A 26,083-nucleotide genomic window follows, 5' to 3' on the forward strand; every position below is an offset into this window, starting at 1 on the left:
CCTGCCTGGGCGAGGTGAACAACGAGCGGGCGGAAGATGGGGCCGTCCACAATCATCGACGTGGAAACCACGCCGAAATCGTCGGGTTAGAGCGCTGCGATATCGATGCTGTTGATGACAACATCTTCCAGCGGCTTGTCCCGGCCGTCGGTCGGAACAACGTTGAGCTGGTCAACAAGCTTGCGCGAGGCTTCGTCGGTGACGTCGCCGAAGATCGTGTGCTTGCCCTGCAGCCAGGTGGTCGGAATCGAGGTGATGAAGAACTGAGAGCCGTTGGTGCCCTGGCCCATCTGGATGCCGGCGTTGGCCATGGCCAGCTTGTACGGTTCGCGGAAATCAAGTTCCGGGTTGATCTCGTCGTCGAAGCGGTAGCCTGGTCCGCCGGTGCCTTGGCCCAGCGGGTCGCCGCCCTGGATCATGAAGTCGGAGATGATGCGGTGGAAGATCGTGCCGTTGTACAACGGGGTTCCGGTCTTCTCTTCACCGCTGTTCGGGTCGGTCCACGCCTGTTCGCCGTTGGCCAGGCCAACGAAGTTCTTGACGGTCTTGGGAGCGTGGTTCCCGAAAAGGTTGACGACGATGTCGCCCAAGGTGGTGTGGATGGTGGCTGTGTGCGTTGGGATTGCAGTCATGCTGTCATTCTTCCATGAGCACTTGGACCGTCGCTGCGAATGGCTACGCGCTCAGTGAACACGGCCACACGATTACATATATGCCGGGCAAGTAATGGCTGCAAGACAGTACGAGGTCGTAGGCTAGGACCAAGCGAATGAAACGATCAAAGGGGTTCACTGTGAAGTCAGAACGAATTGCTCGAGACTTTGGCGAGAACGTTGCCACCGGTGCCGAGCAGGCGCTGGACTGGGTTGCACCAAAGGTTGACACGGCAGTGAAGTGGGCTGTGCCACGCATTGAAAAGGGTATCGAAACTGCATCCCCGAAGATTCAGGATGGCCTGAACTGGGCAGCACACGAGCTCTCGGAGACCGTTGCCAAGGTCAGCCCCATGATCCAGGATTCCCTTGATCGCGTAGGTCCACGGCTCTCCGCGGCCATCGACGACGCCACCCCACGCGTCCAGAAGGCCGTTGACCGGGCAACCCCGGCGCTCAACGAGGCCCTCGGGAAAGCTGCCCCGGCGCTCAACCACGCCCGGAACGTCGTGATTAACGACTACCTGCCGGCCGCCAACGAAAAGGTCGGACAGGCTGCCCAGTTCACGACACGAAAGCTTGAACAGGCCAAGGTCCCCGAGGCTCTGCACCAAGTGACGGAGAAGCTCACCCCGAGCCCCGAAATCATTGAACGCGTCCAGAACACCGCCAACATGGCTGTTGGCCAGGTCAGCAAGGAACTCGAAAAGGCGCAGAAGCCCGCGAAGAAGAAAAAGGGATGGCTCATCGTTGCAGTAATCGCTGCGGCGGCCACTGCCGGGATTGCTGCCTGGCGTGCGTCCAAGCCCATCGACGACCCTTGGAAGACCCCCACACCGGTGGAGCCAACCACCGTGCGCGCAAGCGGTCCGGTGGAAACGCCGGCAAGCGTCGAAGAAGTTCGTGACGTTGTGGCTGCTTCCGCCCAGGAGGCAGAGGTAGATCAGGCCGAGGCTGCAAACGAAACGATCGCCGAGACCAAAGAAAACCTCTCGGAGAAGGCCGAGGAAATTTCCGATCCGGCCACATCGGCCAAGCACAAGGCCGACGAGGAGCGCGCCGGCTCATCCACCCCGAAGCCGGGCCCACGTCCCAAGAAGTAACACTTTGGTGGCGTCCTCACGGGGCGCCCCCAACGCTGCAACATAGGCAGCACCTGCACCGCGAAGAATCTCTGGCAAGCGCCGGGGGCCTGCGGGTCAGGTGCTGCTCTTTTTATTTTCGTTTAGTCTTCTGTCGCTACGGCGCGCAGCTGGGCATGCCCCTGGCCACGAACCACAAAGAACAATCCTGCCAAAATGATCATCAGGCCAGCGATGGTGCCCGCGGGCAGTACTTGGCCAAGGAACAACGCCGCTAGCACTGCCGCGCCGGGGATTTCCAAAAGGATCAGCGTGGAGACCGTCAAGGGGCCCAGCGATGTCAGTAGGTGGTTAAACGCCGTATGACCCAAGACTTGGGAGCAGATGGCCAGGGCAATAATGCCGATCCAACCGTTGAGGTCGAATCCCCACACCGGTTCCCCCGCCACTAGGCACATGACTAGCAGCAGGACAGACGTCATCCCGTAGCACAGGGTCGTGTAGGAGCCGGTGCTCATCGTGGCTCGGGCCTTGGACCCGGCCAAGGTGTAGACGGCCGCAAGGACTCCGCCAATGATCGCCAGTACGTCGCCGACCAATGCTTCGGTCCCCGAACCGATGTCGAAGCCGGTGATCACGATGACTCCGGTGAAGGCCAGGACCACGCCCACAGCTACCCGCCACCCATACTTGGTTCCGCGCAGCGACTGGAAGATCGCGATCCAGGCGGCCTGCAGGCACACCAACGCGGTGGAAGCGGCGACGGTGGTCATGCGGATCGAAGTCATGAAGAAAGCGAAGTGCATTGCTAAGGAGATGGCCGCAAGAGCGCTCCAGCCCCATTCCTGGCGCCGTAGACGACCAAAGGTGCGCGGATCCCTCGCCAAGGTCGGCACGGCCAGTACAGCGGTACCTATGGCGTTTCGCCAGAGGGCCATGGAAAGCGCGGGTACTGCCGGGAAGGCTGCTATGAGCGGACCGGATGCGGCAACACCCAACACGCCGACTAGGGCCAGAAGAAAGGTCACGTGACCACTCTAGAGCTTTGTCTCGTCCGGCACGGAGGACGTGCCCGGACCAGGGCCGGCGTTTAACAAGAAAAGGTCCGGAACATATGTTCCGGACCTTTCCCTTCGGTGGAGACTAGGGGGGTCGAACCCCTGACCTGAAGCTTGCAAAGCTACCGCTCTACCAACTGAGCTAAGTCCCCGTATGAATTCAGTTTACCTTATCAGTACCCTGACTCCAGATGGCCTTATCGGCCGTGGATTCCTTGTATTTCCGATAACCAATAATGCCCGTAGCTACTGCTACCAACACCAGAAACTTCCGCATGGAATTTTCCTTTCACCTACCGGTCGGACGAGGTATCCGTGGGCGTACCTGGACTTGAACCAGGGACCTCTTCGTTATCAGCGAAGCGCTCTAACCGCCTGAGCTATACGCCCTCTATGTTCCCGCTGGGAACGAGATAAAACTTTACCTGAGAAACGACCAAAGAAACAAATCGGCCCCCGCCTCCGCCTTCACGAGGGGTGGCAGGGGCCGATTTTTTGCGTGTTTCCGCGAATTAATCGTCGGTCAAGGTCACGCCAATGCCGCCAACTAGGGTCGAAGACAGGTTGTAGAGCACGGCAGCAAGCATCGAGAGCGCTGTGAGTAATACCACGTTGACCACTGCAATGATGGTGGCAAACGAGGCTACCTGGCCCAGGGACGCGATCTGCATCAGGTCGAATCCGCCTTCGGTGCCAACGATCTCGCTGACCAAGCCGTTGACTGAAGCGAAAATTCCGGTCAGATCAAGCACGGTCCAGAAGACCACGGAAGCAACAACCGTCACGATGCCCAGGGCTACGGACAGCAGGAAGGCCATCTTCAACACCGACCATGGGTCTACCTTGGACACCAGCAGGCGGGCCTTGCGGATCTTGGCCTTCGGTGCGGGACGAACCAGCTGCTGCGGCTTGCCGGCGCCAGCGCCTGCGGGGCGCGGGGCTCCGGCGGGCCGCTGCTGCGCACCCGCTGGACGCGGGGCTCCGGCCGGACGCTGTGCCGCTCCTGCCGGACGCGGGGCGCCCGCGGGGCGCTGTGCACCTACGGGTGCCTGTCGTGGCGCTGCGGGACGGGTACCACCAGTGCCGCCCGCCGGGCGGGGCGTATTCGGGGTGCTCACGCGTTACCTCCGTCGTTGGTGGCCTCGTCTTGATCGAGGTTTTCCTCGGTTCCTACCGGGCTGACTTCACCCGGAAGGGCCTCGGAGGCCGTTTCTTGTGTCTTTTCCGCGTTCAACGGTACTGCATCTTCCTCCACGATCTCTCCGAGGCCACGCTCGGTGTTCTTCGCGACGGCGATGATGCGGTCCTTCTTGTCTGGCTTGGCGAAGATCACGCCCATGGTGTCGCGTCCCTTGGCCGGCACCTGGCTGACGTCCGAGCGGACGACCTTGCCGCCCTCCATGACCACCAAGACCTCGTCCTCATCGTTCACAATCAACGCACCGACTAGGTCACCGCGGTCCTCGGTGAGCTTGGCAACCTTGATGCCAATACCGCCGCGCGACTGCACGCGGTATTCGCCCACGGCGGTGCGCTTGGCGTAGCCGCCATCGGTGACGATAAACACAAAGGAGTCCTCGCTCACGACCTCCGCGGCGAGCAGCTCATCCTCGTTGCGGAACTTCATGCCGGTGACCCCGGAGGTGGCGCGGCCCATCGGGCGCAGCGCCTCATTGGTGGCGGTGAAGCGCACCGACTGTCCCTTGCGCGAAACCAGCATCATGTCATCGGTCTCGGACACCAGCTGCGCGGAGACCAGCTCGTCGCCCTCACGCAAGTTGATGGCGATGACCCCGGCGGTGCGGTTGGTGTCGTAGTCACCCAGGCGGGTCTTCTTGACCAGACCGTTGCGGGTGGCAAGCACCAGGTACGGGGCATCCTCGTAGGTGCGCAGGTCTAGGACCTGGGCGATGTGCTCATCGGGCTGGAAAGCCATCAGGTTGGCCACGTGCTGGCCCTTGGCATCGCGCCCGGCCTCGGCCAGCTCGTAGCACTTGGCGCGGTACACGCGTCCGTGGTTGGTGAAGAACAGCAGCCAGTTGTGTGTGGTGGTGACGAAGAAGTGCTCCACCACGTCGTCGCCGCGCAGCGCTGCGCCCTTGATGCCCTTGCCGCCACGGTGCTGCGAACGGTAGTTGTCGCTCCGGGTGCGCTTGACGTAGCCGCCGCGGGTGATGGTGACAACCATTTCCTCTTCGGGGATCAGGTCCTCGACGCTCATATCTCCGTCGTAGCCCATCAGCACCTTGGTGCGGCGGTCGTCGCCGTGCTTCTCGACGATCTCGGCCAATTCCTCGGAGATGATCACGCGCTGGCGCTGCGGATCGGCCAGGATTGCCTGGTATTCGGCGATCTCGATCTCCAGCTCGGCGTGCCGATTCTGGATCTTCTGGCCTTCCAGGGCCGCCAGGCGGCGCAGCTGCATGTCTAGGATGGCGCGGGCCTGCGCCTCGTCGATGTCCAGCAGTTCCATCAGCCCGTCACGCGCGGCCTCGGTGGTGTTCGAGCGGCGGATCAACGCGATGACCTCATCGAGGGCATCGAGGGCCTTGAGCAGACCGCGCAGGATGTGCGCCTCTTCTTCGGCCTTGCGCAGCCGGTAGGCGGTGCGTCGGGCGATGACTTCCATCTGGTGGTGGACCCAGTGGCGGATGAACGCGTCGATGGACAGGGTGCGCGGCACCCCGTCGACGATCGCGAGCATGTTCGCGGAGAAGTTCGACTGCAGCTCGGTGTGCTTGTACAGGTTGTTCAGCACGACCTTGGCCACCGCATCGCGCTTAAGCACGATGACCAGGCGCTGGCCGGTACGACCCGAGGTTTCATCGCGCAGATCCGCGATGCCGGCGACCTTGCCGTCCTTGACCAGTTCGGCGATCTTCACCGCGAGATTGTCCGGGTTGGACTGGTAGGTCAATTCGGTGACCACCAGGCAGGTGCGTCCCTGCAGTTCCTCCACGGAAACCACCGCGCGCATGGTGATCGAACCACGGCCGGTGCGGTAGGCATCGGAGATGCCCTTCGTGCCCAGGATCATGGCCCCGGTGGGGAAATCGGGGCCCTTGACGCGCAGCATCAAGGCCTCGAGCAGTTCCTCACGGGTCGCCTCGGGGTTTTCCAGGTACCACTGGACGCCGGAGGCGACCTCGCGCAGGTTGTGCGGCGGAATGTTGGTGGCCATGCCCACCGCGATGCCGGCCGAGCCGTTGACCAACAGGTTCGGGAAACGTGCCGGCAGGATCGTGGGTTCCTGGTTCTTGCCGTCGTAGTTGTCCTGGAAGTCCACGGTGTCTTCGTTGATGTCCCGGACCATTTCCATGGCCAGCTGGGACATCTTGGTTTCGGTGTAACGCGGTGCTGCGGCGCCGTCATTGCCCGGGGAGCCGAAGTTACCCTGGCCCAGAGCCAACGGGTAGCGCATGGTCCAATCTTGGATCAACCGCACTAGGGCGTCGTAAATCGAGCTGTCACCGTGCGGGTGGTACTGACCCATGACTTCGCCGACCACGCGGGCACACTTGTTGTACGAGCGCTCCGGGCGGTAACCGCCGTCGTACATCGCGTAGATCACGCGGCGGTGCACGGGCTTGAGCCCGTCACGCACGTCCGGCAGCGCGCGTCCCACGATGACCGCCATGGCATAGTCAAGGTAGGAGCGCTGCATCTCGGTCTGCAGGTCGATCTGGTCGATCTTATCGACGCCCAGGTTTACCGCCACCGCGTCGTCAATCACCGCACCCTCAACGATTTCGTTGACGGGTTCGGCGCCGTCCTGCGGGTTTTCGGGAGTCTGATCGCTCATCGATTTCTTCCTCTGGTCAAAAGTCTATGTTTAGTGCGCGTGCGTACGGGTCCAGGACTAGATGTCCAGGAAGCGCACGTCCTTCGCGTTCTGCTGGATGAAGTTTCTGCGTGATTCGACGTCCTCGCCCATCAGCACGGAGAAGATCTGGTCCGCTGCGGCGGCATCGTCCATGGTGATCTGGCGCAGTGTGCGGTGCTCGGGGTCCATGGTGGTGTCCCAGAGTTCCGAGTAGTCCATCTCGCCCAGGCCCTTGTAGCGCTGGATGCCGTTGTCCCTGGGCAGGCGCTTGGACTTCGCGGCACCGCTCACCAGTGCATCGTCGCGTTCCTTGTCCGAGTACACGTATTCGTGCGGGGAGTTGGACCACTTGATGCGGTACAGCGGCGGCATCGCCAGGTAGACGTAGCCGTTTTCGATCAGCGGACGCATGAAGCGGAAGAGCAGGGTCAGCAGCAGCGTGGTGATGTGCTGGCCGTCGACGTCGGCATCGGCCATCAGCACGATCTTGTGATAGCGCAGCTTGGCCATGTCGAATTCTTCGCCGATGCCCGTGCCGAACGCGGTGATCATGGCCTGAACTTCCGCATTGCCCAGGGCACGGTCCAGCCGTGCGCGCTCGACGTTCAGGATCTTGCCGCGCAGCGGCAGGATGGCCTGGGTGTGCGGGTTGCGTCCGCGCTTGGCCGAGCCGCCTGCGGAGTCACCCTCCACGATGAAGACCTCGCACTCGACGGGGTTCTTCGAGGAGCAGTCCGAGAGCTTGCCGGGCATGCCGAAGGATTCCAGCGGGGACTTGCGCCGGGCGTTGTCGCGAGCCTTGCGTGCGGCCAAGCGGGCCTGCGAGGCCAGCAGTGCCTTGCGGATGATGTCGCGGGCGGTGTTCGGGTTGCGCTCGAGCCAGTCGCCCAGCTCGTCATTGACCACACCTTGGACGAAGCCCTTGGCCATCGAGTTGCCCAGCTTGGTCTTGGTCTGGCCCTCGAACTGCGGTTCGGCAAGTTTGACGGAGATGACGGCGGTGAGGCCCTCGCGGATGTCGTCGCCCGTGAGGTTATCGTCCTTTTCGCGCAGGATCGTCTTCTCGCGCGCATAACGGTTCATCAGCGAGGTCATCGCGGCGCGGAAGCCCTCTTCGTGGGTGCCGCCCTCGTGGGTGTTGATGGTGTTGGCGTAGGTGTGCACCGACTCGGAGTACGAGTTGGTCCACTGCATTGCCACCTCGAGGCTGATGCCCCTGGTGGTGTCCTCGAACTCGAAGGCGATGACGTCTTCGTGGACGAGCTCAACCTTCTTGGAGGAGTTCAGGTGCTTGACGTAGTCCAGCAGCCCATCCTTGTACATGTAATCCACGACGCGGTGCTTCGGTTCGGCGTCGTTGGCCTCGTCAGCATCCGTGGCGATCTCGTCGCCGTCCTCGGCGAGCACTCGCTCGTCGGTGAGGGTCAGGCGCAGACCCTTGTTCAGGAACGCCATCTGCTGGAAGCGGGCCCGTAGGGTCTCAAAATCGAAATCGATGGAATCGAAGATGGTTACATCCGGATAGAACGTCTGGACGGTTCCGGTAGCGGTGGTTTCCTCACCCTTGGTCAAGGGCATGGTGGTCTTGCCGCCCTCGGCGAAGGAGATCCGCCAGGCGTGACCCTTCTGGCGTACCACGGTGTCTACCCGGGAGGACAGTGCGTTGACCACGGAAATGCCGACACCGTGCAGGCCACCGGAAACTGCGTAGCCGCCACCGCCGAACTTGCCGCCGGCGTGCAGGATCGTCATGACTACCTCGACGGCGGGCTTGCCCTCGGTCGGGTGCATGTCCACGGGGATGCCACGGCCATTGTCTTCGACGCGGACGCCGCCATCGGCCTGCAGGGCAATCTGGATGTGGTCACAGTGCCCGGCAAGGGCCTCGTCGACAGAGTTGTCAACAACTTCGTAGACCAAGTGGTGCAGGCCGCGGGCCGAGGTGGAACCGATGTACATGCCGGGGCGCTTACGCACCGCTTCGAGGCCCTCAAGAACCGTGATGTCCTGGGCGCCGTATGTGTGCTCCACCCGACCGCTGACGTGTTCTTCTACGGGTTGCGCAGCGGGGGATTCACCGGCCTGAACGGAATCGATTGGTTCCTGGGGTGTGGTGTTATCGGTAGACACAGGTGCTACAGACTCCTCAAACAGTGGAAGGCCGAACACCGAAGGTGCCCGATCATGAACCGACGTCCTGCCGCATAGACAAGACGCCTCCACCAATTCTACCGCGTTTGCCAAAAAAACCGGGCATTGGCAGGCAGCAACATGCCGCCACTGGCCGCAGAGTACGCATAGAAGCGATCGAGTATGCCTCAACTGGGGGGGTATGTGGAATGAGCACTCTGAATGCGCCTGCGGGCACGCTACGCGTTTTAGCGTTTTTACCCGTAGGTGTCTCTCGGACCGCGACCCTTTACCGAGCGTCCACCATGCTTCCAGGTGGGTGCCGCTGGTCCCAGGACGCGGAGCACGGTGATGACTCCGGGCCCCAGCACCTTGTCGAAGTGTTTAAGAAGTTCGTGAGAAAGTAACCGCATCTGGGTCGCCCACGTGGTGGAGTCGCAGCGCACCACCACGGTGGAATCTTCAAACGATTCGGGAACGCAATGGGCAGCGATCTGGGGGCCTACGAGCTCAGACCAGCGCGAGAGCACCGAGCCGACGGCAACGGGGGCGCTCCATCCGCGGTCACGCACGATCTTTCCAAAAAGGTTGCCAATCTCCTGTGGATCCCGCCCATCGGAGTATTTTGCCGGTGCCGCACTTGACCGTCGTTTGGCTTTGCGCGCTGCCGCGTTCTCCTCGAACCTGGCGGCTCTGGCCGCATCGATTCGGGCTTCGCCGCGGCTGATCGCGGATTCACGCATACGGTTGAGGATGGCACGCGATGCGTCCAAGGCCTCCGGTGCATGTGGGTCTTTGTCCTCGCTCACGATTTCACCGCCCCGGGGCTGACCTTCAGGAAGGTTCCCCCTAGCTCCGCCGGGACGTCAGAAGCAACGGCAGCCGTGACAATCACTTGGTCCGCGCCAGCGACAATGGTCGCCAAGCGAGTACGGCGGGTGGCATCAAGCTCTGCGAAGACGTCGTCAAGGATCAGAATTGGTCCCGCGCCGGGACGCGGGTCGTCCTCGCCCATAACTTTGTAGGCGGCAAGCCGCAGAGCCAAGGCCAACGACCAGGTTTCTCCATGGCTTGCATAACCCTTGGCGGGCGCCGTCCCCAAGGTCAATAGCACGTCGTCGCGATGTGGCCCGACCAATGTGATTCCACGTTCGAGTTCCTTCTCGCGGGTATTCAGCAGGGCCTCCAAGAACATGTCTTCGATTTCAGCGGTCCCAGCGTGCAGCAGTGCGGCGGGCGCAATCCGGGAGACCTCTTCGGTGTCTAGAGCCTTGTTCTCGGCGGCCTCGGATTCGAAATCGGGGCTAATGGTTGCTTGGTAATACGCGTGGGCTTCTTTGTTCGCGTCGGCCAGCGACGCATAGGCGGCCCCCAGATAGGGCGAAAGTAGACGCAGGACTTCAAGACGTCCACGCAGCACTCGTGCACCGGCTCGTGCCAAGTGGGTGTCCCACACATCGAGTGTTGATTCGTGCGCGGTTGAAAGCTTGCCGCCGTTTCGTGCCGACTTCAGCAGTGCATTTCGTTGCTTGAGCACCCGTTCGTAATCGCCACGAGTCGCAGCCTCCCCGGGGCGAAGGATGACCAATAGGTCGTCGAGGAAACGTCGTCGATTCGACGGATCTCCCTTCACCAGGGCCAAGTCTTCCGGGGCAAAAAGTACCGTACGGACGATTCCAAGGATGTCGCGAGCCCTGACGGGGTTGGCGCGGTTGATCCTAGCGCGGTTCGCTTTGCCTGCGGTGATTTCCACTTCAAGCGAGGTCACGAGCTTCGCGCGCTGGACGCGGGCTCGGACCAGGGCCCTGTCGGTACCAAAGCGCAGTAGCGGGGCGTCGTTGGTGACACGGTGCGAGGACAGCGTCGCAAGGTAGCCGATTGCTTCAACAATGTTGGTCTTGCCCACGCCGTTGGGACCTACCAGAACATTGGTGCCCGGCCCCAGCTCAACATCGGCTTGCGCATAGGAGCGGAAGTCGGTGAGGGAGACATGTGAGATATACACCTAAACGTCCTGCAATGGATTCAAAGGAAGGTATGCCATCGACCGGATGAGCTCTTTGTGATGGATCCAGTCACAAAAAATTGTGTTCGACCGCTCCGTTTGGAGCGAACGTGGAGCGGTCGAACACGAGGTCACTGCGGGAATCAAAACCATGTTTTATCCCGCGGGCAACCTAATTGGGTAAGTTTGGAAGCCGCACCGGCATGACCAGGTAACGGTATTCGTCGCTGTCCTGGCCGTCGAGTGAGGACTGGGCAGTCATCATCGCCGGCTTCGGTGCACTGGTGAAGGAAAAACGCACGTATTCGCTGGAGAAAGCGTTCAAACCCTCGCTCAGGTATGCGGGGTTGAAGGCAACGGTGATTTCTTCGCCATCGATTTGTGCCTCGATCGATTCCTCGGCCTGAGCGTCTTCGCCCGTGCCGGCATCAAGCGAGAGCTGGTCTCCGCTGAAGGAGAGCCTGACGGGGGTATTGCGTTCGGCGACAACAGCAACGCGTCGAACCGCTTCCATCAGCGAAGCAGTCCGCACGGTGGCGTGGATTGGAGTGTTCTCCGGGAACAGCGAACGAATTTTCGGGTAGTCGCCATCAACCAGCAACGAGGTGGTGCGACGGTTTCCGCTTTCGAAGCCGATCAACTCGTTGCCTTCACCCAGTGCGATCTTCAGTTCACCAGCAGACCCCAAGGTTTTGGCGACTTCATTAAGGGTTTTGGCCTTGACCAAGGCAGAAGTGGAAATTCCTGATTGCGACGGCTTCCAGTGGACCTCACGCATGGCTAAACGGTAACGGTCGGTGGCCAGGAAAGTGATGAGGTCATCTTCAATTTCCATCTTGACGCCGGTAAGGATCGGCAAAGTGTCGTCCTTGGAAGCAGCCACGATGACCTGGTTGATTGCGTGGGCAAAAGCCTCACCATCAACTACACCGGTGACTTCGGGAAGCACTGGAAGTTCGGGATATTCGGCCACTGGCATTGTTGCCAGGTGGAAACGACTGCGTCCACACGTGAGTGTGACTTTCGTGCCGTCGGTTTCAATGGTGGCGGTCGCATTGGGAAGGCTTCGGCAAATCTCGGCCAGGAGCTTGCCGGAAACGAGAATGGTTCCTTCGGTTGCGACATCAGCGGCAATTTCCAGGTGGGCAGAGATTTCGTAATCGAAACCAGCTAGGGAAACTGTGCCGTTGGTGGCAGTAATCAAAATGCCCGAGAGCACCGGTGAAGGTGGTCGTTGAGAAAGTGAACGGGCGGTCCAGGACACGGCCTCGGCCAATACATCCTTTTCAACGCTGAACTTCACGAAGTGGTCCGCCTTTCACGACGAAGTCGACAATAACTGACTTAAAGCAAGTTTAGCGGGTGCAAATTTCAAGTCTCACCAACTAGACCTCTGAAACGAGGTTAGTTTGCACTCTTGCTTAGTGAACAGACTGCGTCGGGTGAGCAGAACTGCGGCACAGCCTTCGAGCATACCGGGTTTAAGAGCCTAAGAAATCAGGGCGTCTAGGAAGTTCTTTCGAAATCAGCTGAGGAGCCATTGAACCTGAGCGTCATGGTTTCTTCTCGAGATAGCCGAGTAGCACTAAAGACAGTTCAATTTCACGGACTGCCGTTGTACAGACTTTGCCAGAGACAACGAACAACTTTCCTCAGCGAGAAGGACACACCTGAATCTTCCGAAAGGAAGTTGGCGGGTGGTTTACAAGACAGCACCAGACCTGGGCAATCAACCCTAAAAAGGGTTGGTTTCGTCGGTTTTGGTCCATAAGCGGCAAATCGGTCTTGTTATCTGGATGAATAAGAAAGATGGGATTAGTAGTGTTAATAACCCCTGTGGATACTGTGGATAACTCACCCTGACTGCGGGAACGTGCCGATTATGCATGTGCACAACATGTGAGTGGGCGTGACACTCAGTGTCACGCCCCGGTGGATAACTTTCCGCGTGAATTAAGGGATCCACAGGGGACCCCTGAGTTATCCGCAGGAAAGTGGAGTACTCCACTTAATCATCCACAGGGTTATCCACAGCTGTGGTTATCAACTTTCCGTCTACCTAACCTTCACGCTGCCGTTGCTTGATTCGGTTTGTCAGTTCCGTGACCTGATTGAAAATGGCTCGTCGTTCAGCCATGAGTTCGCGAATCTTGCGGTCTGCGTGAATCACCGTGGTGTGGTCGCGACCTCCAAGCTCCTGACCGATTTTTGGCAACGACATATCGGTCAGTTCACGTAGTAGGTACATGGCGATTTGCCTTGCGGTCACCAAGGTCCGGGTTCTTGATTTGCTGGTGAGCTCTTCGATTGTGAGGTTAAAGTACTCGGCGGTCTGCGCGACGATGGTGGCCGGGGTAATTTCTTGAGCACCTTCGTCGGTGATCAAGTCCTTCAGAACGGTTTCGGCCAGGCTCATGTCCACGGTTTGGTTGTTGAGCGAAGCAAATGCCGTCACGCGGATCAATGCACCCTCAAGTTCCCGAATATTCGTGGAAATCTTTGATGCGATGTACTCCATGACCTCATCAGGGGCGGAGAGATTCTCTGCATTGGCCTTCTTGCGCAGGATCGCAATCCTGGTTTCGAGTTCAGGAGGTTGGATATCAGTGAGAAGGCCCCACTCAAACCGTGACCGCATGCGATCCTCGAAACCCGAAAGTTGCTTTGGTGGGAGGTCAGATGTGATCACGACCTGTTTGTTGTGGTTGTGAAGCGCGTTGAAGGTGTGGAAGAACTCTTCCTGCGTTGCATCCTTGTTTGCCAAGAACTGAATGTCGTCAATCAGCAGGATGTCGACGTTTCGGTAGGTCTGTTTGAAACTAGCGCCCTCGTCGTCACGGATGGAGTTGATGAAGTCGTTCGTGAATTCTTCGGAATTTACGTAGCGAACGCGAATCCCGTTATAGAGATGGCGTGCGTAATGGCCGATCGCATGAAGCAGGTGCGTTTTGCCGAGACCCGAATCGCCATAGATGAACAGTGGGTTGTAGGCCTTGGCCGGAGCCTCTGCAACAGCTACCGCCGCCGCATGGGCAAATCTGTTCGAAGAACCGATCACGAAGGTATCGAAAATGTACTTGGGATTGAGACGACCAAATTCCTGCGAATTTGATGGTGGAGACGGCTGGGGAAGAGGCTCACTGATCCGCGCCTTGGGCACGGGAGGCAGCTCAACGGGAGGAGCCGGGGCTTCTTCGGGGACCAAATCGGAATCAATGCTGAAGGCACAACGGATATCTGACTGAAAAACAAGTTTCAGAGACTGCTCAAGCGGATCCTTGAGCTGGGTTTGAAGGACATCGCGGGTCAGTTCGTTTGGAACTGCAAGTAAGAGCGTTGTTCCAATAAGACCCTGAGGCTGCGCCAAAGCGGCAAATGCCCGCTGCATGGGCGTCACTCGGTCATCTTGTTCGATATGGCGAACAACCTGGCGCCAGGCACTGCCGACACTGTTGGTCTCGTCTGTGCTCACGATAAAGGCCCCTTCGTTCTATTACATCGACCAAACGGGCGACGAATGGGATCTCAGATGGCGAACCCCAACGGAATGATTCTAGCGGTCATCCACAATGTTATGCACAGCCGGTGGATAACTTGCGGTGGATATCTCATTAGGGGTTGCAAATCTGCGGCGTTGCACGTAAAGATTGAGGTCTAGGAGAAGCAAGCTGGCTCCCAGAATGTGGATAAATGGACGTTTATCCACTGCAGTATCCACAACTTAGCGCTCTTCATACACAGGGTCGGGGTTGGGGACTCAAAGGCTCAATTTGACGTACCTTCAGTTGGCCACCTATCGTTGTGTAGTCCTATGTGCGCACTTTTGGCGCTGTTGATGTGCTTCTGAAATCTTCGGATCTTCGGGAAACGCAGAACAGTTCAAGAGGGCCACCTGAATACGAGCGTCGGCCTGTTCTTCCCTACTTATAAGCAACGGGCAAGGCGCATCACATAAGCGTCTTGGAGTTACTACCGTGAGCAAGCGGACTTTTCAGCCGAATAACCGTCGTCGTGCCAAGAAGCACGGTTTCCGCCTTCGTATGCGTACCCGTGCAGGCCGTGCCATCTTGGCAACCCGCCGTGGCAAAGGCCGCAGCGAACTTTCTGCATAACCATTAAGCACTATATTCCTGAACTAGCGCAGGTATTCGTGGGTTCTTTGTATTTTAGACTCGACGCGTGACGTCGTGTTGCCAAAGAATCAGCGAATACGTCTTGCACAGGACTTTACAGCCACTGTACGTTCCGGCGCCCGAACTGGGCGCCGGAACGTAGTGCTATATGCACGGGTTCGTTCCGATGAACCACTGGGCAATAATCGTTTTGGTTTTATCGTTTCCAAGGCCGTTGGCAATGCCGTTAATCGTAATCTCGTCAAGCGACGAATGCGAGCAATGGCCGCGCAGTTTACTGCGGATGCCATCGGCCTCGATGTCGTGGTCCGGGCGTTGCCTGGAGCTGCAGATGTGGAGTGGAACGAACTACACCAACAAGTCCGTTCCGGACTTGATTCGGTTCTGCGTAAGTCAGGTGCCAAGCGTGAAAAAGGACTTTAGGCCGAGAACCGGCGTCATCTGGTTCATGATCGATATTCCCAGGAACATTGTCATCGGGTTCCTCATGGTTTATCGCAAAATCATCTCGCCGATCTATGGCGATGTTTGTCGTTACTTTCCTAGCTGCTCGGCTTATGGCCTTGAAGCGGTTACGGTGCACGGTGTTGTCAAAGGCAGCGGACTATCCATCTGGCGTGTATTAAGATGTAATCCGTTTAGCCACGGCGGGATCGATGCCGTTCCCGAAGGCCGACGGATTTGGCCAGAGGGCAAGACCCCCAAGATCATGGTGTTGAATCACCCTCCGATTCCCGCCGACGAAGACGCCGCAGACGCGGCCTGAGGAGCATGACCGGTAATGAACTTTCTTGACATGATACTGACTCCGTTTCGGTACGTAGTCTCCTGGATCCTGTGGGCCTTCCACGAACTGTTCACCTTCATTGGTATGGATCCCAACTCCGGTTGGACTTGGACCTTGTCCATCATCTTCCTGGTGCTGTTGATCCGTACCGCGCTGATCCCTGTTTTCGTCAAGCAGATCAAGGCCCAGCGGGCCATGCAGGCCCTACAGCCTGACCTGCGCAAGCTTCAGGCCAAGTACAAGGGTAAGAAGGACCAGCTCTCGCAGCAGGCGATGATTGCCGAGCAGCGTGCCTTGTTCAAGAAACACAAGACGAACCCGATGTCGTCATGCTTGCCCATGCTGATCCAGATGCCGTTCTTCTTCGCGCTCTTCCGCGTGCTGAACAGCACGTCGCAGGCAATCGACAAGGAAGAGGGCATTGGCAAGCTCTCCCTTGACAACATCCATAGCTTCGATGCGTCTTCTATTTTCGGTGCTCGTCTCTCGGAAACCTTCCTCGGCACGATCAATTCCGATGGCCCGATCAACGGTGCGGTAATCGTTGTTGCCATCGTGATGATCCTGGCAATGACTGCTTCCCAGTTCATTACGCAGAAACAGATCATGTCCAAGAACATGACGAAGGAAGCTCTTGAGGGCCCCTTCATGCAACAGCAGAAGATCATGCTCTACATCCTTCCGCTGGTCTTCGGCATCGGTGGCATCAACTTCCCAATCGGTGTCTTGATCTACTGGACGGCCACAAACGTCTGGACCTTGGGCCAGCAGTACTACGTCATTCGCAAAAACCCGACTCCGGGTTCGGCAGCAGAACGCGAGCTTAACGAGCGTCGTGCAGCCAAGGGACTTCCGCCGATGGGGCAGAAGAAGGAAGATGCGGATGCTGCCGCGGAAGCCATTGTTGAAGCTCCAAAGGTGCAGCGCGTTCAGCCACAGCGTAAGAACAGAAAGAAAAAGTAGCCATGAGCAATGTTGAGCAGCACGACACTGTCGAATCAGCCGCCCCGGTCGAGGAATCCGAAGTCTTTGATGCTGCCAGCAGCGTTGAAGAAGAAGGCGACATCGCTGCGGACTACCTTGAGGAACTGCTCGATATTGCTGATCTTGATGGTGATATCGATATTGAAGTTCGTGGGGGACGTACCTATATCTCCATCGTTGGCGAAGGGGAAGACGAAGCTTCCCTCCGTCGGCTGATTGGGGCTAAGGGGGAAGTTCTTGATGCGTTGCAGGAACTGACCCGGCTTGCGGTCCTCACCGCCACCGGGAACCGCTCTCGCCTTGTCCTGGACATCATTGGCTATCGCCATGGCCGTGCCGGTGAATTGAAGAACATTGCCGGCGAGGCAGTAGCGAAGGTTAAGGAAAATGGTGGGGAAGTGGCACTAGAACCTATGAGCGCATATGAGCGCAAGCTTGTCCATGATTGTGTGGCTGAATTAGGCATGCACAGCGAGTCAGAAGGCGAAGGTCCGCTTCGCCATATCGTCGTTTCCCACGCCTAAGTACGTAAGCAAGGACCTACACCCAATGAGCAACGAAGTAGAACTTACAGCCGAAGAGTCCAAGGCGGCGCGAACCGTATTTGGTGACCGTTTGGAACTTGCAGAGCGCTACGTTCAGCATTTAGCCACATCAGGGATGGAGCGTGGCCTGTTAGGCCCTCGAGAGGTTCCACGACTATGGTCCCGGCATGTATTGAACTGTGCCGTCGTTGCCGGCCTGATCGATGAAGGCGCCCATGTCGCGGACGTAGGCAGCGGTGCTGGGCTCCCAGGCCTGACCTTGGCGCTGGCCCGTCCCGATCTTGAAATGACGCTCATTGAGCCTCTTGAACGTCGTTGCATTTGGTTACATGAGGTTGTGGAAGACCTTGGTTTGGAAAACGTCACAGTGATGAGGGGCAGGGCAGAACAGCTCGTCGATCAGGTAAATGCGGATTTCGCGACTGCACGTGCTGTTTCGGCGCTGACGAGTTTAGCTGGACTCACCATTCCGTTGCTTCACGGCAAGGGCACGGTTTTGGCCATCAAGGGTCGTTCTGCCGCAGAAGAAGTTGAGAAGGCCGCCAAGGTTATTCGCCGCCTCGGGGGAAAGAAAACAGAGGTCGTGACGGTTGGGGACGACATCCTTAGCGAACCGACCACAGTGGTGCGAATCAACGTTGGATAGCCCAATCACGATAGGGTGTATTAGGTGGTTGCAAGCCACCGTTTGAGTTAGTAGAAGGAACCGTTTTGAAGCGTAGCGTTAACAAGATTCCACCGTTCGCAGCGCTTTTCGCTAATTTCGGTTCATCAAACAATCAAACACAGCTTAAATCAGTTGATTTAGAAGAACTCGAAGATGTTTCACGTGAAACAATTTTTGCTGCGGCACCCATTCTCGACGAGCAAGAGACTGTGGAGCTAGCAGATTCCGATGGAGAGGAAATAGTGGTGGCAAAGGAACCTGCGACGGCACGAAACGTTTTCGATACCACGGACGATAGTTCTCCATTAGCCAGCCAGCTTGCAAGCGAGCATAAGAGGCGCGAAAAATTAAGCGGTCGCAAGCTGCCGAAGCCTGATACTACGCGCTACATGACGGTCAGTAACCAGAAGGGTGGGGTTGGTAAAACCACCACTACGGTTAATATCGCCGCGGCGCTGGCCATCGCCGGCCTTAATGTCCTGGTGATTGACATCGACCCACAGGGCAACGCATCAACGGCGCTCGGGATTGAACACCACGCGGATGTTGACAGTATCTATGATGTTCTCATCAACGATTTGCCGTTGTCAGATGTCGTGGCGACTTGTCCAGACATCGATAACCTTACTGTCGCTCCCGCTACCATTCACCTGGCCGGGGCGGAAATTGAGCTGGTGTCGCTCGTCGCACGAGAACAACGTTTGCGTCGCGCCTTGGAACAGTATGCGCTGTATCGGGACGAGAACGACATGGATCGTCTTGATTATGTCTTCATCGACTGCCCCCCTAGTCTTGGTCTGCTGACTGTCAACGCTTTTGTGGCTGCTAGGGAAGTCTTGATCCCGATCCAATGTGAATATTACGCATTGGAAGGATTGAGCCAGCTTCTTAAGAACATTGAAATGATCCAAAAGCATCTCAACGCGGATCTAACCGTTTCTACGATTCTCTTGACGATGTACGACGGCCGGACCAACTTGGCGGCGCAGGTGGCAAGTGAAGTACGTGAGCACTTCCCTAACCAAGTACTTAAGGCATTGATTCCACGCAGCGTCCGTATCTCTGAAGCACCGAGCTACCAGCAGACGGTCATTACCTACGACTCAAGCTCCACCGGTGCTCTTTCGTATTTGGAAGCGGCCGCAGAAATTGCGGAACGTGGAAGCAGCCTCCACCGCTCGTAATTCTCGAGAGTAACGCGTCTTCTGACATTCTATGCGTCTTTATCGACCATTTCTAGGACGAAAGCGCACTGAATCCGTTGCTTAAGTGTTCTTTCGTTCTCAAATATGTCCTGAGAGAAGAACCTTTGACGACTTGACACCGGATTAGGGTCAAATCTGCTTGAAAAGAAGCCTGGGAGCCACACCCGAGCGCCGCGTACTCAACAATCCTTCAGCAGCCAGTAGAATTGCCATGGGTCAGGTAGCAATGGTGTCGAAAAGGAGTAACATCCAATGTCGGAAAAACGGCGTGGTTTAGGACGAGGTCTAGGTGCATTGATTTCGAGCAGCCCTGTCGTGGAGGCAGAGGGGGCGGCTCCAAAGAATGTTTCACGTGGAACATCAAAGAAGCCGACTGCAAGCGAGCTTGGGACGACTGGAACGATCGAGTCAAAACCAAACGCCGTTAGCTCTGTAACCAACGTGAAGAAGGCTCGTCCGGTCGACATGTTCTTCGTTCCAGGTAAAACTGAGGATGAGGTCGAAGGCTCGAAAGTTAGTCCACCTCCTTCGTCTGCAGCGAAGAAACGCCGCGCACAGATGCCAGGTTTGATAGCGTCATCGGGAAGAGCCGGCGAAGCGGAACCTGTTGTTAGCGATCTTATCGAAGTGCCAGGCACTAGTTTTGCCGAGATTCCCGTGGACAAGATTCACCCGAACCGAAAGCAACCACGGTCGAATTTCGACGAAGAGCACATGGACGAACTCGTTCACTCGATTCGTGAAGTTGGACTCCTCCAGCCGATCGTAGTCCGTCCTTCGCGTGAGAACGCCCAGGAACCTTATGAAATCGTCATGGGTGAACGTCGCTGGAGAGCCACTCAGGTCGCTGGACTGACTTCAATTCCCGCAATAATCAGAGAAACTCAAGACGACGATCTGCTTCGCGATGCGCTGTTGGAAAACTTGCACCGGTCGCAGCTTAACCCACTTGAAGAGGCAGCTGCCTACCAGCAGCTCTTGAGTGAGTTCAACTGCACCCAAGAAGTCTTGTCAGAGCGTATAGGTCGTTCCAGATCTCAAATATCTAACACCATTCGTCTCATGAAACTCCCACCCCTGGTCCAACGCCGAGTAGCTGCCGGCGTGATTTCTGCTGGTCACGCACGGGCCCTGCTGGGCCTTGTTGATGCTGCGGCGATCGAAGAGTTGGCCCAAAGAGTTGTCAATGAAGGCATGTCCGTCCGAGCGACGGAAGAAGCTGTTGCGCTGCACGATGGCCAAGAAAAGCCACGAAAGACAAATGCTGTCAAGCAAACTCCCCGACATGAGCGTTTGGATTTTTTGGCAACATCACTTTCGGACCGGCTCGATACGAACGTTAAAATCTCTCTCGGAGCGCGTAAAGGGAGAGTCAGTATTGAGTTCGCCAGTGTCGATGATCTGAACCGCATTATGGGCGTCCTGACACCTGACGAGGAAGCAAAGTAGCGTAACCAGCGGGGGAATCGGCTGTGTTTCACGTGAAACACAGCCGCACGCTTATCGTTGCCCTCCTTCGCAGAAAAAGCAGGTAGAAGACGACATTAACCCACTCTGTAGCCTCATTTGCCAATAAGGCATTGAACGTCTGGCCTCAACGGCTTCTTGGCGCGCGCTAGCCGCGCTCAGCCGCCAATGTCCGCGGGAAGTCCGCCTGGGGCCCCTTTCGCCCCCGGGGGTCGTTAGAGGGTACTTCAGAAGCCTTGAGGCGCATGGCTGGGGGAGCGAACTTCCTCGAAATGAGTATTCGGCGTTTAAGGAGCCACCCATTATTTTGCTCGGGGCCAGCAGCTGAATATTTGCGTGTTTGAGAGCCACCAATATTGCCGTTCAGAGCCAGCCCGCCAAAACGCGAGTATTCTCCTTCAGAGCCACCAATAGCAACCTTGAGAGCCATCATTAGTGCGCATGGGGACCAGCCCGGGAAACGGGAAAATATTCTCCACGGGAATCACTTTGCCGTCGACGGGCGGCTGGCCCCACGACACGAGTCGGCCCGGCGCGACCGACTGCCCCGATTGTTCGGGACAAGAATACGCTGGGCACCGCGAAGCTCTGGAAGTGCGCTGCAGAGTCCAGCCAGCCCACCGATCGGTGGGGTGTTGTCGGCAGCGCTACCGGCAAGCGTCTCAGCAAGCGGTTCGAGCCCCTGAGAACGTCGCTGCGGCTTGTGCCTCGCCGGTGCTCTGCAGGCAGTATCCGTAGAGTGACTTCCGCCATCGGCCTGGATTGGCGGCCATGTCGAAGTGAACATGGACCAGCTCATCCACAACACCATGTGGAGCGAAACCGGAAGGTGCAACTTGCACCGGAAGTTCGGTGCCGTTCAGGCATGAAGGGTCGTTGGAGGCCGGCGGCTCCCGCCCGGGGAGGTGCTGGCTCTGAACGGCAATATCCGGTGGCTCTCAAACCTCCGTATATTCACGTGGGCTGTGCGCAGGGATTCAAAACCATGATCACGTCAATCGTGATTCTTGTTTCACGTGAAACACTGTTGAGCCAGCCGCCTGTTGGTGGGGATGAAAACCAGAAACGGAACTTGAGTCAGCTAATTTTCCGTGACACACCCCTGCGGTTTTACGTTCGAGACTCGAAGACGATTGGTTGCCCACAGGGCAGGCAAAAGGGAAATGGGGGAGTGGGAGCAGGACTGCTTAAGGAGAAAGGAGAGATTGCTGAATATTCGGTCCTGCGGTTAACGACACTATTATGCGTGGGGCCCTCCCGTGTAAATGAGAATATTTGCCACGCGAACCATCATTGCGAGTACACAGAGCCACTTGACCCAAGAGTGGTGACCCTTCCCCAACCAATGAACCAGATAGGCCGGAGCGGAGCCGAGTATCCGAGAGAAATCGATTCACGTAGAAATCGATTGGCAGAGCAGACCGCTTACTAGTAAGGAGCGGGCACCGCTGAAGCCCCCCATCGAAAATCACCTGCATGTGCTGATTGAGTACATATCCCACTGCCACGGCAGATCGGTGTTCCGCAGGCAGTACCTTGAGCCTAACTTGAGCTTGCGACCGCGTGCAGGCGTTCATGACGACGTGGTCGTGGATCTGATCGTCCATAATGCCTTCAGTTTCGATCCTGAAAGCCGCAACGCTCCGGAGCGGATCGCTATCATTCAGTATGGGGGGCCGTTGGGATAAGTGGCTTGTAATGCCTCCGATGATTGGGCGGAAACAACGTGAGAAGACGAAACACGGTTTCGGTTGATTGATGAACAGCACGTGGCCGGAACGAAGCCTATCGCTCGCCAGAGGCATCGTTGTTTTCTAAGGATGGGCGAGCAGAGGAGAATAATCGCGGCAGAGCGCCGGGTGTTTGTGCGGGATCAGCATATCGATTTGTCATTGGGCTGAATGGAGTACCTGTGCTGCCAGTCCGTGGATGCACCTGAAAACGAAGATAACGATGGAGCCGGAGGTCTGGTTCAAACGTCCGCGGGATAATACTTCATGTTCGAAAGCTTAGGCGAAACGATGCGTGAAAAGAGGACAAGCTTGATCGGAACATAGTTTTGTCGGACACTAAAGCCGGCATACGGACGAGCTGAATGACGTTAGCGGACTTGCGAGTGACAATCTCGTTGCCAAGTACGTTAAACAATTGATAACGTCTGGGCACTAACGCCTTGTTGCTAGTTTCTCCTAGACTGGGACTAAAAGTGGCTATTGGTCATGTGCGTAGCCGGATACCTCATATCGTCCGTGCGTTGCGCCGGTTGTCGTTCGATGTGGGTTGGCAGATCGAACTGTAGACCCCAACTGGGGCCCGAACAGAACAAGAGAATGCGACCCCCAGAATTTGAAGCTCATGCCTCTCTTCCCCGGAGTTTATCGCTCGGTCTGGTGTTGATGTCCCAGGGTGATGCCTGCCGACCTTTGACGTAGCGGAGATCTGATTGTCAGATTCCAACGTGATCCGAAATGAGTTTCATCGAATTTCGGATGAAACTGAGTCGACGCAGTCTTTGCTTCTCCGCGACTCAGGTCCCGTCCGAATACATCAACACGAACAAGGGGAGACTATATGGACGACATACGGTTCTCGGCAGCCATGGCTCCCGCAACGATCAACGGCACGTTAGAGAACGCAGTTGTCTGTTCGAATGAATACAGAAATTCTTGGGTAGGGGGGGGAGCCCGTGGTGATATGCGACGTAAACATGAAATGCGCTGAAGAGCCGCCCAATGTCACCTCATCGCTGAGCCACCATCTTTCGCAATCGAAGTTTAGACTCCGCTCCATCAGTGATACTAAGAGTCCGACGCCTGCTCCTAGTACGGGTGACATAGGGTTTTCGCACCAGAACGTGCATGCTGTGACAGTTTTGAACTGTAACGACGACACCAATGTTTTGCTGTGCAAGTCCATAAACGACAAGACTGTTCATCCTCTGACGGAACGAGATGTCAGTACCGGCTCCAAGGGCTGGAGCGTACGCTTCAGCAAAGGATAAGCAGCTGGGAAAATGGCCGAACTAACGGTTTCATAGGGCGTTGTTGATTCGGCTGCGCGCCCCTCGTAATGGCTCGAGCACGCAGCTGGTGGTCTCGGACGAATCTTCGGTTCGAGAAAATACAGACCAACGGCCTCTTGCCGGCGAGGCCTTTAATGTTTCACGTGAAACACAATTTCTTGATTTGGTGATTGTCAGTGAGTATTCGACGCTATGGGGACCACCCATTATTGCCGTTGGGGGCCACTGATATTGCCGTTGGGAACCAGTACCTCCTCGCGTGGGGGCCAGCGGCCTCCTAGGCGCCTAAATCATTCCTGAACGGCGCCGATCTTCTCCCGTCTCGTGTACCTTCCGGCTCGGATTCGGATGGGGTGGTGGACGTCCCGGTCCATGACCACTTCGGCGTGGATGCCGGTTCCAGCCCATCTGCGGACACCCCATGCAGAACCCGCAGGGCTAGGCCGCAACGGTATTCCCTGTGCGCGGGCTGCCTCCGGAGGGGCTTCCCTCAGGGTTCCCGCCGGACAACAGCTCCGCTATCGTCGCCAGGATGGAGTCCGCCGTGCACTTCCCGTGGTTGGCAGTGCCCTGCATCCTGCAGGGACGACCGGTCCACACCGGACCTGCTCACGTCGCGGCATCGCCCACTGCCCACCGGTTTAGTGGCTCCGAGCAACGCCACTGGTGGCTCCCACGGAGAATATTCGCGTTTTCCCACGGTGGTCCCTACGCACAATATTGATCGCTCCCATACGAGCAAATACTCATGTCAGTACGTGCGAGTCAAAGAACGCGCCCTAATGGAAAGGTCAAGCCCGTGTTTCACGTGAAACATACAACGGCATCTCCAGTACTCGCAGACGACAGGCGCACTGTAGCTAACGGACGATGCATAAGTTTCACGTGAAACAAGTATGTTCAAAACGAAACCATCGTTGCCGATCAGCCACTTAACTCGATGGCATATGTTCTTTCGGAATATGAGCGGAAATCGTCGAAACGTGAAAGCGCGACTGAGGTCTAGCTGCTAAATCAGTCGAAACGTAAAGTGGAAGATTGACCCGTGGGGGATAGGGGCTCGAAACCCCGAACGCCTCAACCGCGGACCGATGCTGCTTTGTCGTCAACGGAGCGGAACCGCATCACACGTGCACCATGCGAAGGTCCTGCGTGAGGGCCGCGCCCGTCGCTGCAGGGGAGCGTGCACGCCTCATGCGGGCGAACCCCTGCTGGAGGCAGTGCAACAGCGGACGAACGAGCGTGAGAGCCTTCTAGCGTCAATACCGCGCCATGATGTTGCAGACTGGATCTAACAGAAGGCGCTTTGCGCCGTGAAGCGGTTTTCGGCTACCGACCGTTTCCCACTCTGCCGCAGATGTGAATGCGGGCCTGAGCTATTCAGCTACTGCGAGATCGCGACCATGATCCTTCCGATTAGCCCTTGCGCTGACGCAGGAAAGATCTTGAACGATTGGATTCCCGGTCATCGGCGGACTTTACTGCGGGTCCGAACGTCCGGAGTCTGCGAAGCCCTTCTGGAATTCTCCGAATCGATTCGATCATATCGGTGCGCAGAACATGATCACTAAGCATTCAACTCTTTGGAGAGAGCCGAGCCTTTTCGAGAGATGAGTATCCAGAGGAACGGGAGCCACCGGATATACGTTTCCAGAACTACCAATATTGCCGTTGATAGTTGTTGCCGCGGGGATGTTGCCGCGGGGAGTGCCGCTACCGGCTCTCAGTAAAATCCCATAAGCCGTAAGAATCGTGTTTCTAATCCTCATGCACTGGCTGCGTTCAACATGAGTTAAGGATCATCAGGAGGAAGCCTTTGTTGGCGCGGCCGGGCGGTGGATGATTGATCGTCCGCAAACAAGCATTTCTAAACTTTTCAAGAGATTAGAGGCGCAAGATGAATCACCGGACCAACGCGGCGTTCCTTCCCCTGACACGACCAGCTTTCGACGCGGTACGGGCTGCTGACTGCGTACTAGGTGACGTCCCGCAAAGCGATTCCTGGCGCTCTAAGACCACGGTTAGGAGTTTCCAAAGTAGCCTTCAAACCAGATGTTGGAGCTCTCCCATCTACCATAATTAGTCTGAGGATAGTTGGTCAGCAGATTCTTTGAAGGCTGTACTGTGGTGCCCCCGAGCAGCGCCACGATCATTCGACATCCGTGGTTTCGGTTCATGATGCGTGTTTTCGATATCCCGCTGCTCTCGACAAAACAGCTTGAGAAATATCGCGCAGATCAGCCGCGGAGCAGTGAACGTTGCGACCAAACAGCATTCATCGGTGGGGACTCTCGGTATCGGTGTTCATTTCGTATCGGTGTATATGTGACTGTTGGGGGCCAGCAATATTGCGCGTGGGGATCACCGCGGGAAACAGTGAATATTGTCCGTGGGAGCCACCAGCGGCATTGGCGGGAGCCGCTTTGCCGGCTGGGTGGCCACGACGTGAGCGGGGCCGGTCTGGACCGGTTGCCCCTGGTGGTTGCCGAGCAGTGGCAACGAGGGGAAGTGCACGGCAGGCT

19 protein-coding genes and 2 tRNA genes are annotated in these 26,083 nt (G+C 57.3%); 9 read left to right on the forward strand and 12 right to left on the reverse strand.

Annotated elements, in window-relative coordinates; genetic code table 11:
• Positions 1 to 86: 86 nt before the first annotated feature.
• Positions 87 to 632, reverse strand: a complete 546-nt coding sequence (locus ADIAG_RS00355) for a peptidylprolyl isomerase (RefSeq protein ID WP_007269280.1) — start codon at positions 630 to 632, stop codon at positions 87 to 89.
• Positions 633 to 769: 137 nt separating this feature from the next.
• Here ADIAG_RS00355 and ADIAG_RS00360 point away from each other — a divergent pair, with 137 nt between their 5' ends.
• Positions 770 to 1,756, forward strand: a complete 987-nt coding sequence (locus tag ADIAG_RS00360) for a hypothetical protein (protein WP_007269281.1) — start codon at positions 770 to 772, stop codon at positions 1,754 to 1,756.
• 122 nt (positions 1,757 to 1,878) lie between these two features.
• Here ADIAG_RS00360 and ADIAG_RS00365 read toward each other — a convergent pair whose 3' ends face one another.
• The 11 genes from ADIAG_RS00365 to dnaA form a co-directional block, all read right to left on the reverse strand.
• On the reverse strand, positions 1,879 to 2,763 hold the full coding sequence (locus ADIAG_RS00365) for a DMT family transporter (protein WP_007269282.1): 885 nt from the start codon (positions 2,761 to 2,763) through the stop codon (positions 1,879 to 1,881).
• A gap of 109 nt (positions 2,764 to 2,872) precedes the next feature.
• Positions 2,873 to 2,945, reverse strand: a tRNA-Ala gene (locus ADIAG_RS00370).
• An 8-nt stretch (positions 2,946 to 2,953) separates the two neighbouring features.
• Positions 2,954 to 3,070 carry a DLW-39 family protein gene (locus ADIAG_RS21940; protein ID WP_007269283.1) on the reverse strand — a complete coding sequence of 39 codons (117 nt, stop codon included), beginning with the start codon at positions 3,068 to 3,070 and terminating at the stop codon, positions 2,954 to 2,956.
• A gap of 39 nt (positions 3,071 to 3,109) precedes the next feature.
• Positions 3,110 to 3,183, reverse strand: a tRNA-Ile gene (locus tag ADIAG_RS00375).
• A 122-nt stretch (positions 3,184 to 3,305) separates the two neighbouring features.
• On the reverse strand, positions 3,306 to 3,911 hold the full coding sequence (locus ADIAG_RS00380) for a DUF3566 domain-containing protein (protein ID WP_007269284.1): 606 nt from the start codon (positions 3,909 to 3,911) through the stop codon (positions 3,306 to 3,308).
• Complete coding sequence (gene gyrA / locus ADIAG_RS00385; protein ID WP_007269285.1) at positions 3,908 to 6,595, reverse strand: DNA gyrase subunit A; 2,688 nt, start codon at positions 6,593 to 6,595, stop codon at positions 3,908 to 3,910. The genes ADIAG_RS00380 and gyrA overlap by 4 nt, the downstream gene beginning before the upstream one ends.
• 57 nt (positions 6,596 to 6,652) lie before the next feature.
• Positions 6,653 to 8,746: a DNA topoisomerase (ATP-hydrolyzing) subunit B gene (gene gyrB, locus ADIAG_RS00390; RefSeq protein WP_007269286.1), complete on the reverse strand. Its 2,094-nt coding sequence runs from the start codon at positions 8,744 to 8,746 to the stop codon at positions 6,653 to 6,655.
• A gap of 257 nt (positions 8,747 to 9,003) precedes the next feature.
• Positions 9,004 to 9,555, reverse strand: a complete 552-nt coding sequence (locus ADIAG_RS00395; RefSeq protein ID WP_007269287.1) for a DUF721 domain-containing protein — start codon at positions 9,553 to 9,555, stop codon at positions 9,004 to 9,006.
• A complete protein-coding gene (gene recF, locus ADIAG_RS00400; RefSeq protein WP_007269288.1) occupies positions 9,552 to 10,751 on the reverse strand; it encodes a DNA replication/repair protein RecF in 1,200 nt (399 codons plus the stop codon). Before recF ends, ADIAG_RS00395 begins: the two co-directional genes overlap by 4 nt.
• Before the next feature lie 172 nt (positions 10,752 to 10,923).
• Positions 10,924 to 12,054 carry a DNA polymerase III subunit beta gene (gene dnaN / locus ADIAG_RS00405; protein WP_007269289.1) on the reverse strand — a complete coding sequence of 377 codons (1,131 nt, stop codon included), beginning with the start codon at positions 12,052 to 12,054 and terminating at the stop codon, positions 10,924 to 10,926.
• Positions 12,055 to 12,810: 756 nt separating this feature from the next.
• The gene (gene dnaA, locus ADIAG_RS00410; protein ID WP_043472521.1) at positions 12,811 to 14,223 is read right to left on the reverse strand and encodes a chromosomal replication initiator protein DnaA; all 1,413 of its coding nucleotides are present in this window, start codon (positions 14,221 to 14,223) and stop codon (positions 12,811 to 12,813) included.
• Between the two features lie 502 nt (positions 14,224 to 14,725).
• Between dnaA and rpmH the strand changes: the two genes are divergently transcribed.
• The 8 genes from rpmH to ADIAG_RS00440 all read left to right on the forward strand — a co-directional run bounded on the left by rpmH (position 14,726) and on the right by ADIAG_RS00440 (position 20,521).
• Positions 14,726 to 14,863 (forward strand): 50S ribosomal protein L34, encoded by a 138-nt coding sequence (gene rpmH / locus ADIAG_RS20610; protein ID WP_083873817.1) that lies wholly within the window; start codon positions 14,726 to 14,728, stop codon positions 14,861 to 14,863.
• Positions 14,864 to 14,938: 75 nt separating this feature from the next.
• Positions 14,939 to 15,307, forward strand: a complete 369-nt coding sequence (gene rnpA, locus ADIAG_RS20615; protein WP_083873819.1) for a ribonuclease P protein component — start codon at positions 14,939 to 14,941, stop codon at positions 15,305 to 15,307.
• Positions 15,291 to 15,650, forward strand: coding sequence for a membrane protein insertion efficiency factor YidD (gene yidD / locus ADIAG_RS00415; protein ID WP_043472780.1), 360 nt, complete (start codon positions 15,291 to 15,293; stop codon positions 15,648 to 15,650). The genes rnpA and yidD overlap by 17 nt, the downstream gene beginning before the upstream one ends.
• A 15-nt stretch (positions 15,651 to 15,665) precedes the next feature.
• Entirely contained in the window at positions 15,666 to 16,634 is a 969-nt protein-coding gene (gene yidC, locus ADIAG_RS00420; protein WP_007269292.1) for a membrane protein insertase YidC, read from the forward strand.
• Between the two features lie 2 nt (positions 16,635 to 16,636).
• Complete coding sequence (locus ADIAG_RS00425; RefSeq protein ID WP_007269293.1) at positions 16,637 to 17,179, forward strand: Jag family protein; 543 nt, start codon at positions 16,637 to 16,639, stop codon at positions 17,177 to 17,179.
• A gap of 25 nt (positions 17,180 to 17,204) precedes the next feature.
• The gene (rsmG, locus tag ADIAG_RS00430) at positions 17,205 to 17,846 is read left to right on the forward strand and encodes a 16S rRNA (guanine(527)-N(7))-methyltransferase RsmG (RefSeq protein WP_007269294.1); all 642 of its coding nucleotides are present in this window, start codon (positions 17,205 to 17,207) and stop codon (positions 17,844 to 17,846) included.
• A gap of 266 nt (positions 17,847 to 18,112) precedes the next feature.
• Entirely contained in the window at positions 18,113 to 19,051 is a 939-nt protein-coding gene (locus ADIAG_RS00435; protein ID WP_083873874.1) for a ParA family protein, read from the forward strand.
• Between the two features lie 273 nt (positions 19,052 to 19,324).
• Positions 19,325 to 20,521 carry a ParB/RepB/Spo0J family partition protein gene (locus tag ADIAG_RS00440; RefSeq protein ID WP_007269296.1) on the forward strand — a complete coding sequence of 399 codons (1,197 nt, stop codon included), beginning with the start codon at positions 19,325 to 19,327 and terminating at the stop codon, positions 20,519 to 20,521.
• The last annotated feature ends 5,562 nt before the right edge of the window (positions 20,522 to 26,083 follow it).

Source organism: Paeniglutamicibacter gangotriensis Lz1y, from assembly GCF_000348945.1.
GTDB classification, from domain to species: Bacteria; Actinomycetota; Actinomycetes; order Actinomycetales; family Micrococcaceae; genus Paeniglutamicibacter; species Paeniglutamicibacter gangotriensis.

What these genes read in the sequence shown, in the direction of transcription:
- ADIAG_RS00355 (WP_007269280.1), bottom strand. Translation starts at nt 632, where the DNA reads ATGACTGCAATCCCAACGCACACAGCCACCATCCACACCACCTTGGGC.
- ADIAG_RS00360 (WP_007269281.1), top strand. Translation starts at nt 770, where the DNA reads ATGAAACGATCAAAGGGGTTCACTGTGAAGTCAGAACGAATTGCTCGA.
- ADIAG_RS21940 (WP_007269283.1), bottom strand. Translation starts at nt 3,070, where the DNA reads ATGCGGAAGTTTCTGGTGTTGGTAGCAGTAGCTACGGGCATTATTGGT.
- gyrA (WP_007269285.1), bottom strand. Translation starts at nt 6,595, where the DNA reads ATGAGCGATCAGACTCCCGAAAACCCGCAGGACGGCGCCGAACCCGTC.
- yidC (WP_007269292.1), top strand. Translation starts at nt 15,666, where the DNA reads ATGAACTTTCTTGACATGATACTGACTCCGTTTCGGTACGTAGTCTCC.
- ADIAG_RS00425 (WP_007269293.1), top strand. Translation starts at nt 16,637, where the DNA reads ATGAGCAATGTTGAGCAGCACGACACTGTCGAATCAGCCGCCCCGGTC.
- rsmG (WP_007269294.1), top strand. Translation starts at nt 17,205, where the DNA reads ATGAGCAACGAAGTAGAACTTACAGCCGAAGAGTCCAAGGCGGCGCGA.
- ADIAG_RS00440 (WP_007269296.1), top strand. Translation starts at nt 19,325, where the DNA reads ATGTCGGAAAAACGGCGTGGTTTAGGACGAGGTCTAGGTGCATTGATT.